A 13,208-nucleotide genomic window follows, 5' to 3' on the forward strand; every position below is an offset into this window, starting at 1 on the left:
GAACAAACTCGGTACGTAATGACATGGTATCTCTCGCATCCCAGGGCATAAGCGACTCCATAAACGGGTTCTTATGCCTTAGTTGTAAGTGTCTACCATGTCCCCGAACAAGTGTTCATGATGTCCCCGGACCGTACACGGTGGAAGCGCCGGGGCGCACCGAATGTATCGCCCCGGCAAAACCCGGCGGCGGCTTCGACCTCACCTGTAAGCTGATTCAGGTGAGCCTGCTGGAAACCCAGGCTATCGAAAAACCGATGCGAGTGACCTATATGCCGGGCGGCGTTGGGGCCGTGGCTTACAACGCCATCGTGGCCCAGCGGCCTGGTGAAGCGGGCACCGTGGTGGCGTTTTCAGGCGGCTCGCTGCTCAACCTCTCTCAGGGAAAATTCGGCCGTTACAACGTCGATGATGTGCGCTGGCTGGCGAGCGTTGGCACCGATTACGGCATGATTGCCGTGCGAAATGACTCGCCGTGGAAAACGCTGAAAGACCTGCTCACCGCCATGGAAAAAGATCCCAATAAAGTGGTGATTGGTGCGGGCGCATCCATCGGCAGCCAGGACTGGATGAAGGCGGCGAAGCTCGCGCAGCAGGCAAAAGTCGACCCGCACAAGATGCGCTATGTGGCTTTTGAAGGCGGCGGTGAACCGGTAACGGCACTGATGGGCAACCATGTGCAGGCGGTTTCCGGCGATCTCAGCGAGATGGTGCCTTATCTGCAAGGCGACAAAATTCGCGTGCTGGCCGTGTTTTCAGAGAACCGTCTGCCGGGCCAGTTAGCCAATGTGCCAACCGCCAAAGAGCAAGGCTATGACCTGGTATGGCCGATTATTCGCGGCTTCTACGTCGGACCAAAAGTCAGCGATGCCGAGTACGCCTGGTGGGTGGACACCTTCCAGAAGCTGCAACAAACCGAAGCGTTCAAAAAGCAGCGCGACCTGCGCGGGCTGTTTGAATTCAATATGAACGGCAAAGAGCTGGACAGCTACGTGAAGCAGCAGGTGACTGAATATCGCGAGCAGGCTAAATATTTTGGCCTCGCCAAATAAGCCGGAGGCGATGATGAGCGATCGTATTTTTGCCGGAGTCTGGCTGCTGCTGTGCCTCGGTGGCCTGCTGGTGGCCTGGCAACTCCACAGCGAATACAGCTATGAACCGGTGGGGCCGCGCCCCTTCCCGCTCGGCATTATCAGCCTGATGGTGTTCTGTTCGGTGGCCCTGCTGTTACGCCGCCCGGATGCGGTGGAATGGCCGCACCACAAAGTGCTGCAACGGCTGGTGGTGATGGTGATTGTGCTGCTGATGTACGCCTGGGGCTTTGAGTGGCTCGGCTTCCCGCTGGCGACGGCCATTCTGACCGCTATCGTCGGCATGCTGTTTGGCGCGACGCTGCCTGCGGCGGGCATGTCAGGTGCGGTACTCGGCCTGCTGCTCTGGTACGCCTTTGACCGGCTGCTGGACGTCACCCTTCCCCTCGGCGCATGGTTCAACTGACGGAGACTCTGATGGATACCTGGATTTATCTCTCACAGGGGTTCGCCGTGGCGATGACCCCGGAAAACCTGCTGATCGCCCTGATTGGCTGCTTCGTCGGCACTATCGTCGGTTTGCTGCCCGGGCTTGGCCCGATCAACGGCGTGGCGATTCTGTTGCCGCTGGCTTTCGCGTTACACCTGCCTGCGGAATCAGCGCTGATCCTGTTGGCAACGGTCTATATCGGCTGTGAGTATGGCGGGCGTATCTCGTCGATTCTGCTTAATGTGCCCGGCGATGCGGCTGCCATCATGACCGCGCTTGACGGTTATCCGATGGCGCAACAAGGGCGCGGTGGCGTGGCGTTGTCCATTTCCGCCGTCAGCTCATTTATGGGCTCGATGATTGCTATTCTGGGCATCATTCTGTTTGCCCCGGCGCTGGCGCAGTGGTCGCTGGCGTTTGGCCCGGCGGAATACTTTGCCCTGATGGTGTTTGCTATCGCCTGCCTCGGCAGCATGATGGCGCAAAATCCGCTGAAATCTTTTCTGGCGGCGTTGATCGGACTGGGCCTGGCGACGGTGGGCGTTGATGCCAACACCGGGGTATATCGCTTCACTTTCGACAGTGTCCATTTGTCCGACGGCGTGCAGTTTATTGTGGTGGTGATCGGCCTGTTCTCCGTGTCTGAAATCCTGCTGATGCTGGAGAGCACCAGCGGCGGCAAAACGCTGGTTCGTAAAACCGGGCGCATGTTGTTCAACTTCAAAGAAGCGTCACAGTGCGTGGGCACCACGCTGCGCTCCTCGGTGATCGGTTTCTTTGTCGGTGTGCTGCCAGGCGCCGGGGCGACTATCGCCAGTGCCATCACCTATATGGCTGAGAAGAAAATCAGCGGCAACAGCGACAGCTTTGGAAAAGGCGATATTCGCGGTGTAGCGGCCCCGGAGGCCGCGAACAACGCTTCAGCCTGCGGCTCGTTTATTCCGATGCTGACGCTGGGCGTTCCGGGTTCCGGCACGACAGCGGTGATGATGGGCGCGCTGACGCTCTACAACATCACGCCAGGTCCGGCTATGTTCACTGAGCAGCCAGATATTGTGTGGGGGCTGATTGCGGCGCTGCTGATAGCCAACGTCATGCTGCTTATCATGAACATTCCGCTGATTGGCCTGTTCACCCGCATGCTGACTATCCCGCTGTGGTTCCTGGTGCCCGCGATTGCTGCCGTTTCCGCCGTGGGCGTGTATGCGGTTCACAGCACCACCTTCGACCTGGTGTTGATGGTCGGGCTTGGGGTACTCGGCTACATCCTGCGTAAGATGCACTTCCCGATGTCGCCGCTGATCCTTGGCTTCGTACTGGGAGAGATGCTGGAGCAGAACCTGCGCCGCGCGCTGTCTATCAGCAACGGTAGCATGAACATTCTGTGGGAAAGCGGGGTGGCGAAAACGCTGCTGGTGATGGCGATTGCGGTCATTGTGATCCCGCCGGTGCTGCGTGTAGTACGCAAGCGCCAGCGGAAAGCCACGGCGGAGGCCAGTTAAGCGCGCAGCGACGCGTTGACCCACTCCTGTAACGCCCGGCGGGAGATTTTAATCCCGCCGGTTTTCAGGCTGGCAGGCAGTAGCAGCCAGTACACCGGCTGCTGAAACCGCGCCAGTTTGTCTTTCGCCCACTCGGGCATGCGCTCTACCTCAAACCCTTCCCGCCCTTCGATAACCGCCACCGGACGCTGGCCGTATTCCGTATCTTCCAGCGGCACAATGAAGACTTGTTCGACGTCAGGGTGAGCGACAATCACTCGCTCGACCGCTTCCGGCTGAATGCCCTCACCGCCGCAGAAAAACAGATTGTCCATCCGCCCGAGCACCGTCAGACGATCGCCGTTCAGCTCACCGCGATCGCGTGTCGCAAACCAGCCTTCGGCATTGGTCAGCGGCACCAGCCCGCCGTCACGCCAGTAGCCTGATGCCATGCTTTTCGCGCGCAGCCAAATCTCACCGTCGACGATTTTCACTTCCCGCCCCGGCAAGGCGGAACCAACATCGGCTTCACCGTCCGTTTCTTTCGCGCAGACCGTGGAGGCAAACTCCGTCAGGCCGTAACCGCAAAACGTGCGAATTCCGCGAGCACGCGACTGCTCCGCCAGTTCAACAGGAATAGCCGCGCCGCCAAGCAGTACGGTCTTAAGTGAAAGCGTTTGTTCTTCATGCAGCAACCGCCAAAGCTGCGTGGGCACCAGCGAAGCGTGAGTGCACCCTTCAAGCATCTGCCCCAGCGGCATATGTTCGCGCACCGTCAGGCGCGCACCGCACAGCAGCCAGCGCCAGAGAATGCCCTGCCCGGAAACATGAAACAGCGGCAGCGACAGCAGCCAGTCGTCATCGTCAGCGTAAGGCATCAGCGCCAGCACGCCTTCTGCGCTGGCAAGATGCGCTTCAAACATATGCACGGCGGCTTTCGGCAGGCCGCTCGACCCGGAGGTGAGCGTCATGGTCGCCAGATAATCGGGCTGCCAGGTTATTGCCGATGTTTGACTGCTTTGTATGAGAGATAAAGAGGCAAGCGCGTCAAAGGGCGCTTCGTCCGTCAGCAATAAAGCGTGACGCAATGAAAACTGGGGAAGTAAAGCCGCGACCAGCTCGCGCGGCAGCTGAGGGTTCACCGGCAGCACACGAGCGCCGCACTGAAGCAACGCCAGTAAGACCAACAGCGTCTGAGGATTGTTCCAGGCGCGTAGCAGAACGCCGTCTCCGGGTAAAACGCCCTGTTCCGCCAGACCGCCAGCGAGCGAATCGATACGCTCGCAGAGCTGCTGCCAGTTGAGGCGCTCCTCACCCAGACGCAGTGCGGACGCCTGCGGGCGAACCTCGCGCCAGTGTCGCCACGGCCAGTCCTGAAAATTCATAGCAGCGGTTCCAGGCTCTCCTGCATCAGGCACGGCAACTCGCTTTGCGGCCAGCGACGCAGCAACTGCGCCTGCATCAGGCTTAGCGTGTCCAGCCCCGGCATCGTTTGCGGCGTCAGCCATGCAGCGATTCGCGCCAGTTGCGTAAGCCCCAGGCTTGATTCAATCGAAGAGCTGATCACCGCCGTTAAGCCCTGAGCATGCGCCGCAGCCACCTGCTCGCGAACCTTTTGCAGGCTGCCGGTGAGCGTAGGCTTGATAACAACGGCCTTAACGCCCGGTTCAGCGGTGAAGGTGAAACCAGCTTCACGCAGGCTTTCATCCCAGGCAATCGCAATGCCTGTTTCATGAGCAAATGCCCGTGAGTCGTCCCGGGTTTTGCAGGGCTCTTCAATGAAAGCGATGCGCGAGCGATAGTCAGGGTTCACGTACTTCGCAAACTGCTGCGCTTTCAGCGGCGTCCAGGCTCGGTTGGCATCAAGGCGTAAGGAGAGATCGGGAATGGCTTCGAGCAGCAAATTCACCACCATGCCGTCTCGCACCGCTTCCCACAGCCCCACTTTCACCTTCGCCACTTTCTCACCGGGCATTGCTTCCAGCACCGCAAACAGCTCATCCGGGTCGCCGGTACACAGCGGTGCCGCACGGTAATCCGCCTCTTGCGGCAATTCATCGTTAAGCTCCGCCACCGCGCAGCTCAGACCAAAGGCCACGGAGGGGATTTCCGGTAGCGCATTGTCATCGCCCTGTCGCCATGCGTTAACCCAGGCGACCGTTGCCGCCTGCGCCTCGTCCAGCGTCTCATGGCTAAACCCCGGCAAGGGCGAGATTTCGCCCCAGCCTTCGCTCTCGCCTTCGCGCAGCCAGACAAACAGCCCATCGCGGGTTTTCAAACGCCGCTCACGCAGAACCACTCCCGCGTCCATTGGGATCTGCCAGCGGTACACCTGGGCTTTACGCATTACGGATTCCGTTTAAATTTGCTGAAATCAGGCTGACGTTTCTGGTTGAAAGCGTTACGGCCTTCCTGCCCTTCTTCGGTCATGTAGAACAGCATGGTGGCGTTACCCGCCAGCTCTTGCAGACCGGCCTGACCGTCGCAGTCAGCGTTAAGCGCAGCTTTCAGACAACGCAGCGCCATTGGGCTGTTTTGCAGCATTTCACGGCACCAGCGCACGGTTTCTTTTTCCAGATCGGCCAGCGGAACCACGGTATTCACCAGGCCCATGTCCAGCGCGGCCTTCGCGTCGTACTGGCGGCACAGGAACCAGATTTCACGCGCTTTCTTCTGGCCCACAATGCGAGCCATGTAAGACGCGCCCCAGCCACCGTCGAAAGACCCCACTTTCGGGCCAGTCTGACCGAAGATGGCATTTTCCGCCGCAATGGTCAGGTCGCACATCATGTGCAGCACGTGACCGCCGCCGATGGAGTATCCCGCCACCATGGCGACAACAGGTTTCGGGCAGGTGCGGATTTGGCGCTGGAAGTCCAGTACGTTCAGGTGATGAGTACCTGAGTCATCCTGGTATCCGCCGTAATCGCCGCGCACTTTCTGATCGCCGCCAGCGCAGAACGCTTTGTCGCCTTCGCCGGTCAGGATAATCACACCGACGTTGTCGTCATAACGCGCATCAGCCAGCGCCTGAATCATCTCTTTGACGGTCAGCGGACGGAACGCGTTACGCACCTGCGGGCGGTTAATGGTGATTTTGGCGATCCCGTCAGAAGATTTCTGATAGCGGATATCTTCAAAACCTTCGGAGCAGTCCTGCCAGTCAACCGGGGCGTAGAGCATTTTTTCATCAGGGTAGATCATAGTGTGTCCTGTCGTCAGTCGTTCAGAATCTGTGCCAGACACGCGGCCACCGCAGCGGGGTTCTCCCGATGGGCGTTGTGTCCGGCGTCAGGGATAAGGTGATAAGACGCGGCCAGACCTTCCGCTACGGCGCGGAATTTGGCATCGCGTTCACCACATAAGTACCAGAAAGGATAGTCGCGCGAGCTTAACGCCGCGCGTAAATCAGGCTGTACTGCGAGCGAAGTCGCCAGCAGCATATCGGCAAGCCGTGGGCCGTTATTGTCGGCACGTAAGGCGACCAGTTCGGCGCGTTCTCTTTCGCTCAGGGAAGCAAAAACAGGCTGGCGATACCAGGCGTCAAATACCTGCGCCAGCGGTTCAGTGCGAAAACGCTTTGCCCATTGAGAATCGGATTGCAGACGTTCGGCTCGTGCCTCGTCGCTCTGCAACCCAGGATGCCCGCCTTCCACAACCAGCCCGCGAATGCCCACAAGTTTTGCCTGCGAGGCCGCATACATCGCCACTCGGCCGCCCAGCGAATAGCCCACCAGCCAGCAGCTGAGGATGTTGTGACTCGCGAGGGTTACCTGGAGCTCGCGGCAGACTTCGTCAAAACTCGCGACCAAAATATCAGCCGACCCGCCATGGCCGGGTAAATCGATATACAAGCGAGAATAGCCAGTAAGCTGTGCGCCCACACCTTGCCACTCCAGGCAATCACCGGAAAAGCCGTGCAGAAAAACCAGCCAGGGTTTATCTACATCGCCAGCCAGGGCAACAGCGTGGAGCGTCATAGCTGGCTGACCCGCGCCAGCAAATGTTGCAGCATTTGCGCGCCGTCGGTGTCATTCACCACCAGCTCGACCACCGTGGTGACAGGCTGACGCCAGGCGTTGCTCATGACATCGTCCAGCGCCGCCCAGCTTTCCGGGCGATGGTAGCGAAGGCCAAACATTTGCGCGGCATGCCCGAAATGAATGTTTTGCGGCAGGGTATAGAAGCGTTCCCGCTCTTCCACTGGCGTCGGCAGCAGCGAGAAGATCTGCCCACCGTTATTGTTCACCACCACCAGCACCAGCGGCGCAGAGACCTGACGCAGTAACGCCAGGCTATTCAGGTCATACAACGCAGAAAGATCGCCAACAATCGCCAGCGTGGATCTCGCGCTGCCGCGCTGTACGCCAGCGGCGGTGGAAATCAGCCCATCAATGCCGCTTGCCCCTCGATTGCTGTAAACCGGGTATCCGGCGGGAAGCTGACCCAGGGCATCAATCAGACGCACCACGAGGCTGTTGCCAACAAACAGCTGTCCTTGCTCGGGCAGATAATCAGTGATTCGGTGAGCAAGCTGGGCTTCACCAAACGTTTCACGTTCGGCTTCCACCGCAAGCCACGCCTGCCCTGACAAATGCGGGATCTCAACGCTCCAGCTGTGGCGTTTTTCCGCCGGATGCAGTTCCAGCCAGCGGTCGATATCGCACACCAGGCGACGTCCGCGATGATGAGCAGGGTCGAGCCTTCCCGGCAGATTATCCACCAGCCAGTATTCATCGGGTTCACAGGTCGCCTGCCATTGCAGGACTCTTTTCCCCGTCAGGCTGCTGCCAAGCTGCACCACAATTTGCGCCTGCGCCAGTTCGCTGACGGCCTTCGCGTTGCCCAGCCACAAATCTGCGCATGGCAGAGGCTGCCCGGTTTGCGACAGCACATCGCCAATCAGCGGCCAGCCTAAAGTCTGCGCCCATTCCGCCACTTTCTTGCCTTCCGCAGCGCTCATGCGCCCGGCAACGACCACGCCGCGTTTTTGCCGCCAGAAGAACCAGTCGCGCTGTTTTTCGCTTTCCAGATGCAGGCTTTCACGCAGCCACGGTTTGTCGCTTTGCCACCAGTTGCCCAGCGCCTGCTGCCATTCCGCGCCGGTTTCGTCCATTTCGCCGTACAGCGGTTCCGCGAACGGACAGTTGATGTGCACGCCACCGCTGTGGACATTGCCCATCGCATTATCAATAGAGGAAACCAGCCAGCGGGCAGGAATATCCTGGCTTGGGCGCGGCAGCGAAAGGGTCTGGGAAGGATGAGAGCCGAACATGCCCGGCTGACGAATCGCCTGATTCGCGCCGCAGTCGATAAGCTCCGGCGGGCGGTCAGCGGTCAGTAAAATGAGTTTTTCGCCGGTCAAACCCGCTTCAATCAGCGCAGGATAAAGGTTTGCCACTGCCGTACCGGAAGTGACTATTACCGCCACCGGCTGTTTGCTGACTTTTGCCAGCCCCAGGGCGAGATGCCCAAGCCCACGCTCGTCAAAATGCGTGTGATGAATCAGTGCGCGATTTTCTGCCGCGGCAAGCGTCAGCGGTGTGGAACGCGACCCCGGCGCAATGCAAACGTGCTGCACGCCATGACGGGTTAATGCTTCAAGTATCACCGCCGCCCAGCGTCGGTTGAATGCGCTTACTGACATGAGATTGTCCGGTATCAATTTTGTGATTAATTATAGATGAGCGATAGCGACAGGTTATTGATATGAGTCGGTTATGTGCTAATCCGAAAGAAGCAGAGAACGCAATCCTGCCGCTTTTTGGGTGATTTCCTGCCACTCAAGTTCGGGGTCTGATCCCCGCACAATCCCCGCGCCGGCATACAGGCGAACCACGTTTTCCGTGACTTTTGCTGAACGCAGCGCCACGCAGAATTCACTTTTGGCGTGGCTGAGATAGCCCGCCGATCCGGCGTACCATTCACGAGTGAAGGGTTCATGGTGCTCAATAAAATGACGCGCCTGTTCGCGAGGAAGCCCCGCGACCGCGGCGGTTGGCTGGAGCTGAAGCAGACACCGAGTGTCGTCAGGCTCAACAAGTTCAGCCTGAATGCCGCGTCGAAGATGCTGCACTTTACGTAAACGGATGACCTGGGGTGGTAGCACTTCCAGCGCGCTGACGTCCTGATGCAGGCGCTGGCAGATGTCCTCCACCACCAGCATATTTTCACGCTGGTTCTTATCGTCCTGCATCAGCCAGTCGGCAAGGTGTTTGGCCTGGCGAGCGTCATGATGGCCGGCAACGGTGCCAGCCAGGGCTTCGGTTTTAAGCTGAACGCCCTGACGTTGCCAGAGTCTTTCCGGCGAGGAGCCCAGAAACGCCGCATGCGCATCGAAGGCCATCATGAAATGGTAGCAATTGAGGTTCACCCGACGGCTGGCGGCCATCATCGCCCCGGCGTGCAGATATGCGGCAAACTGCAAATCTGTCGACCTCGCCAGCACCACCTTATCCAGCTCACCGCTTTCAATAGTCCGGGTTGCGGTCTCAATCAACCGAATCCACCCTGCTTTTTCCGGGGAGTGGCGTTCAGCCTTAAGTTCGCCCGACAGCACTGGCAATGCGCTGGCAGGCTTTAACGTCGCCAAAAACTGACGCGCCTGTTGCGCGTCTTCACGCAGTGACGTGTCACTGTGAAGGGTCAAACGTAAGCTGGCTTTTCCCGCATCGCGCCGCCACTCAAGGCGTGGCAAAAACAGATCGCCACGTTCAGGCATGAAAGCGTTTAATCCCCAGATACGCAGCTCAACAGGCTTTTTCGCCAGGAACTCGTTAGCCTGGGTCAGAGAGCTGAAACGACAGACAGCGCCCAGCGCAGCACTTTCTTCATGGCCGTTGCGGTGTTGCCAGTAAAACTGGGGATAGTTTTGCTGACTGCAAAGCCAGCTCAGGGGGTCAAAAGCATCGTTGAGGGGAAAAGCGGTGTCGAAGATTCGCGAGCCGGGCGCATCAGGGAACTCCTCAGACAGAAAACCCTGTAAATTTTCCAGCGCAGCGGTAATGGAATACACGCGAATCTCCCTCTGATAAAAACCACACATTATAGAGGGTACTGCCGCGAAATAGCAGTACCCATGATGAGGGAGCGAGTTTTTATCGACGCGCTAACAGCAGGCCTAACACCAGCCCTACCGCCGCTCCGACACCAATTCCCTGCCAGGTTTTTTCATGAACATAGTCATCGGCACGGGTTACGGCTTGCCTGGCGCGGTAATAATAAGTATCGGAAGCCTGGCTGATGCGGTTTTTGACATCATCGAGCGCCTGCTCTGCCCGCAGCTTCAGTTCGATGTATTTCTCATCGGCCGGATCGCCGGATGAACTCAGAATTTCCTCAAGCGTGTCGCTTAACAGCGCCAGGTCATCATCAATACGGGATTCATAAGCGTTATAAGCCATTACGTTTTCTCCTTGGTTAAACCTGTCCGCTAACTATAGACAATCACTTACGATTGCGCTTCCCGAGCCATGCCGATGTGAGGAATGCCATCTTCGTCGTAAACATCCGTGACTGGCATAAAACCGAAGTGCGCGTAAAACGGTTGCAGGTGAGCCTGCGCTCCCAAATAAATCGCCTTCTGCGGCCAGTGTTGCTGGCAACTGGCGAGTGCCTGATCCATTAGCTGGTAACCCAGTTTTTCACCCCGAACTGCGCTGCTGACAATCACACGGCCAATCACTACCGGGTCAAAATCGTCTTCGCTTTTCAGAATCCTCGCATACGCCACCAGCTCTCCGTCACGCCAGCCCAGCAAATGCCGGTTTTCGCCAACCAAATCGTCACCGTCCACGTCCTGATAGGCGCAGGTCTGCTCTACCACAAACACTTCGCAGCGTAATTTGAGCAGGGCGTAAAGCTGAGGTACGGTCAGTTGGGAATGATGAAGATCCTGCCACTGAATCATATGAAGCTCCGTTATAATGAGTGTTCTGACAAATCAGGAAAGAGTGTGATGGAATTGATTTTTCTCGGCACCTCCGCTGGCGTGCCGACCCGCAACCGTAATATGACGTCGATAGTGCTGAATTTGCAACAGCCGACCGTTTCACAGATGTGGCTGTTTGACTGTGGCGAAGGCACTCAGCATCAGTTTCTGAAAACGGCACATCATCCGGGCAAGCTCGATAAAATTTTCATCACGCATTTGCATGGCGATCATTTATTTGGCTTACCGGGCCTGCTGTGCAGCCGCTCGATGCAGGGCAATCCTTCTCCCCTGACAATTTATGGCCCGAAAGGCATTAAAGAGTTTGTCGAAACCGCACTGCGCCTGAGTGGTTCCTGGACTGATTATCCGCTGACTATCGAAGAAATTAGCGCGGGTGAAGTGTTTGACGATGGTTTTTTCAAAGTGACTGCGTATCCGCTGAATCACCCCGTCGAGTGCTACGGCTACCGTATTGAGCAGCACGATAAACCCGGCCCGTTAGATGCCGCACGTTTGCTTGCCGATGGCATTAAAGCAGGCCCACTGTTCCAGCAACTGAAACAAGGATTGACGGTAGAAATGCCGGATGGGCGCATCGTTAATGGCCGCGACTACCTTGGCCCGAGCACCCCGGGTATCAAGCTTGCGATCTTCGGTGATACCGCCCCCTGCCCCGAAGCGCTTATTCTGGCGAAAAACGTGGATGTTATGGTGCATGAAACCACGCTGGAAAATGAGATGGCCGAAAAAGCCAACAGCCGTGGGCACTCTTCCACTGTTCAGACAGCAGAACTGGCTCGCGCAGCGAATGTCGGCAAACTCATCATTACTCATGTCAGCTCACGCTATGACTGGCACGGGTGCCAGCGCCTGCTGGCGGAATGCAAAAGCGTGTTTGAACCCTGCGAGCTGGCGGAAGATTTCAGCGTGTTCAGTCTGGCTTAACTTTTATCTGTATTTGCCGATAACAGAGTAAAGACTCGCCATTCTCTTTACTCTGAGGGCTACATGGATAATTTCCAGAAAGATATCGACGACAGGGCCAACCTGACCCTGTCTAACCGTTTTGAACTGTTGCTGTTCCGCTTAGGCTCCTCTATGGAGGGCGATAAATCTGAGCTCTTCGGCATCAACGTCTTCAAACTGCGTGAAATTGTGCCAATGCCCTCCTTCACCAAACCTGCCGGCATTAAAGCGCCCGTGATGGGCATGGTGAACATCCGCGACCAGATTATCCCGGTTATCGACCTGCCGTCGGTACTGGGCTGCAAATCTGAAAACGGCCTGAATATCCTGCTTATCACCGAATATGCCCGCAGCGTGCAGGCGTTTGCCGTGGAGTCCGTCGAAAACATTATTCGCCTCGACTGGACGCAGGTTCACACGGCAGAGAAAGCGGTGAACGGACAGTACATCACCAGCATCGCCTGCCTCGACAACGACAAAAACAGCAACAATCTGGCGATGGTTATCGACGTCGAACAGATCCTGTATGACATCGTGCCAGCCGATCATGATCTGCATGCCACTCGCCTGACCGCGCCAAAGCAAAGCATCAAACCGGGCGCAACAGCGATTGTTGCCGAAGACTCAAAAGTCGCTCGTGCGATGCTGGAGAAAGGCCTGCACGCGATGGAAATCCCGGCCAAAATGCACGTCACCGGGCAACAGGCGTGGGAAACCATTGAGAAGCTGGCGAAGGAAGCGCAAACCGAAGGTGTACCGGTGACGGACAAAATCGCGCTGGTATTAACCGATCTCGAAATGCCAGAAATGGACGGCTTTACCCTGACGCGCAAAATCAAATCCGACCCGCGTCTGAAGGCGATCCCGGTCGTCATTCACTCCTCACTCTCCGGCAACGCCAACGAAGATCATATCCGCAAAGTGAAAGCCGATGGCTACGTGGCAAAGTTTGAGATTAACGAACTGTCTTCAGTGATTAAGGAAGTGCTGGAGCGCGCCGAACATCATGAAGATGGGCCTTTAATTAGCCGTTTGCATTCGGTGTGATGGGTGTTGCCGGGGTCTGTGCGGCCTGATGCCCTCACCCCGCCCCTCTCCCACAGGGAGAGGGAGAACAAACTAAAAACGGTAACCCATAGGTTACCGTTTTGCTTTTACCTCGACGCCGGGCATAAAAAAACCCGCCGAAGCGTAACACCGTTCACTTAAGATGCTTTGAGTGAACGGGATACTGGGTTTTTGAGATACGAACGGTCCTTTCTTTGGGCCGTTTTCTTTTCTCAGGCAGGATAAATTGTTTCACGTTT

13 protein-coding genes are annotated in these 13,208 nt (G+C 57.4%); 5 read left to right on the forward strand and 8 right to left on the reverse strand.

From position 1 onward, the window contains the following. Positions 1–140: 140 nt before the first annotated feature. The 3 genes from ACRCWW_RS05935 to ACRCWW_RS05945 are packed head-to-tail and all read left to right on the forward strand — an operon-like array spanning position 141 to position 3,023. A complete protein-coding gene (locus ACRCWW_RS05935) occupies positions 141–1,052 on the forward strand; it encodes a tripartite tricarboxylate transporter substrate binding protein (protein WP_438681582.1) in 912 nt (303 codons plus the stop codon). A gap of 10 nt (positions 1,053–1,062) precedes the next feature. Then, positions 1,063–1,497: a tripartite tricarboxylate transporter TctB family protein gene (locus ACRCWW_RS05940; RefSeq protein ID WP_438681583.1), complete on the forward strand. Its 435-nt coding sequence runs from the start codon at positions 1,063–1,065 to the stop codon at positions 1,495–1,497. A gap of 11 nt (positions 1,498–1,508) precedes the next feature. Then, entirely contained in the window at positions 1,509–3,023 is a 1,515-nt protein-coding gene (locus ACRCWW_RS05945) for a tripartite tricarboxylate transporter permease (protein ID WP_438681584.1), read from the forward strand. On the opposite strand, the gene menE is transcribed toward ACRCWW_RS05945, so the two are convergent. The 8 genes from menE to ACRCWW_RS05985 all read right to left on the reverse strand — a co-directional run bounded on the left by menE (position 3,020) and on the right by ACRCWW_RS05985 (position 10,911). Continuing rightward, complete coding sequence (gene menE, locus ACRCWW_RS05950) at positions 3,020–4,387, reverse strand: o-succinylbenzoate--CoA ligase (protein ID WP_438681585.1); 1,368 nt, start codon at positions 4,385–4,387, stop codon at positions 3,020–3,022. The two genes, ACRCWW_RS05945 and menE, sit on opposite strands and share 4 nt — an antisense overlap. Next, positions 4,384–5,349, reverse strand: coding sequence for an o-succinylbenzoate synthase (gene menC / locus ACRCWW_RS05955; protein WP_438681586.1), 966 nt, complete (start codon positions 5,347–5,349; stop codon positions 4,384–4,386). Before menC ends, menE begins: the two co-directional genes overlap by 4 nt. Next, a complete protein-coding gene (gene menB / locus ACRCWW_RS05960) occupies positions 5,349–6,206 on the reverse strand; it encodes a 1,4-dihydroxy-2-naphthoyl-CoA synthase (protein WP_330982544.1) in 858 nt (285 codons plus the stop codon). Before menB ends, menC begins: the two co-directional genes overlap by 1 nt. Before the next feature lie 14 nt (positions 6,207–6,220). Further along, a complete protein-coding gene (gene menH, locus ACRCWW_RS05965; RefSeq protein ID WP_438681587.1) occupies positions 6,221–6,982 on the reverse strand; it encodes a 2-succinyl-6-hydroxy-2,4-cyclohexadiene-1-carboxylate synthase in 762 nt (253 codons plus the stop codon). After that, complete coding sequence (gene menD, locus ACRCWW_RS05970; protein ID WP_438681588.1) at positions 6,979–8,649, reverse strand: 2-succinyl-5-enolpyruvyl-6-hydroxy-3-cyclohexene-1-carboxylic-acid synthase; 1,671 nt, start codon at positions 8,647–8,649, stop codon at positions 6,979–6,981. Before menD ends, menH begins: the two co-directional genes overlap by 4 nt. A 78-nt stretch (positions 8,650–8,727) precedes the next feature. Further along, the gene (menF, locus tag ACRCWW_RS05975) at positions 8,728–10,017 is read right to left on the reverse strand and encodes an isochorismate synthase MenF (RefSeq protein ID WP_438681589.1); all 1,290 of its coding nucleotides are present in this window, start codon (positions 10,015–10,017) and stop codon (positions 8,728–8,730) included. Between the two features lie 82 nt (positions 10,018–10,099). Beyond that, positions 10,100–10,405 carry a stress response protein ElaB gene (elaB, locus tag ACRCWW_RS05980; RefSeq protein ID WP_438681590.1) on the reverse strand — a complete coding sequence of 102 codons (306 nt, stop codon included), beginning with the start codon at positions 10,403–10,405 and terminating at the stop codon, positions 10,100–10,102. A 47-nt stretch (positions 10,406–10,452) separates the two neighbouring features. Beyond that, entirely contained in the window at positions 10,453–10,911 is a 459-nt protein-coding gene (locus tag ACRCWW_RS05985) for a GNAT family N-acetyltransferase (protein ID WP_438681591.1), read from the reverse strand. 48 nt (positions 10,912–10,959) lie between these two features. Here ACRCWW_RS05985 and rnz point away from each other — a divergent pair, with 48 nt between their 5' ends. Next, positions 10,960–11,880, forward strand: a complete 921-nt coding sequence (gene rnz / locus ACRCWW_RS05990; RefSeq protein ID WP_438681592.1) for a ribonuclease Z — start codon at positions 10,960–10,962, stop codon at positions 11,878–11,880. A 63-nt stretch (positions 11,881–11,943) separates the two neighbouring features. Beyond that, positions 11,944–12,948: a chemotaxis protein gene (locus ACRCWW_RS05995; protein WP_438681593.1), complete on the forward strand. Its 1,005-nt coding sequence runs from the start codon at positions 11,944–11,946 to the stop codon at positions 12,946–12,948. Positions 12,949–13,208 lie beyond the last annotated feature (260 nt).

The organism is Scandinavium sp., from assembly GCF_051650185.1.
Lineage (GTDB): Bacteria > Pseudomonadota > Gammaproteobacteria > Enterobacterales > Enterobacteriaceae > Scandinavium.

Bases quoted from the DNA above. Each gene is read 5' to 3' on its own strand.
- ACRCWW_RS05940 (WP_438681583.1), top strand. From the start codon at position 1,063: ATGATGAGCGATCGTATTTTTGCCGGAGTCTGGCTGCTGCTGTGCCTC.
- ACRCWW_RS05945 (WP_438681584.1), top strand. From the start codon at position 1,509: ATGGATACCTGGATTTATCTCTCACAGGGGTTCGCCGTGGCGATGACC.
- menB (WP_330982544.1), bottom strand. From the start codon at position 6,206: ATGATCTACCCTGATGAAAAAATGCTCTACGCCCCGGTTGACTGGCAG.
- ACRCWW_RS05985 (WP_438681591.1), bottom strand. From the start codon at position 10,911: ATGATTCAGTGGCAGGATCTTCATCATTCCCAACTGACCGTACCTCAG.
- menE (WP_438681585.1), bottom strand. From the start codon at position 4,387: ATGAATTTTCAGGACTGGCCGTGGCGACACTGGCGCGAGGTTCGCCCG.
- rnz (WP_438681592.1), top strand. From the start codon at position 10,960: ATGGAATTGATTTTTCTCGGCACCTCCGCTGGCGTGCCGACCCGCAAC.
- menC (WP_438681586.1), bottom strand. From the start codon at position 5,349: ATGCGTAAAGCCCAGGTGTACCGCTGGCAGATCCCAATGGACGCGGGA.
- menH (WP_438681587.1), bottom strand. From the start codon at position 6,982: ATGACGCTCCACGCTGTTGCCCTGGCTGGCGATGTAGATAAACCCTGG.
- ACRCWW_RS05995 (WP_438681593.1), top strand. From the start codon at position 11,944: ATGGATAATTTCCAGAAAGATATCGACGACAGGGCCAACCTGACCCTG.
- menD (WP_438681588.1), bottom strand. From the start codon at position 8,649: ATGTCAGTAAGCGCATTCAACCGACGCTGGGCGGCGGTGATACTTGAA.
- elaB (WP_438681590.1), bottom strand. From the start codon at position 10,405: ATGGCTTATAACGCTTATGAATCCCGTATTGATGATGACCTGGCGCTG.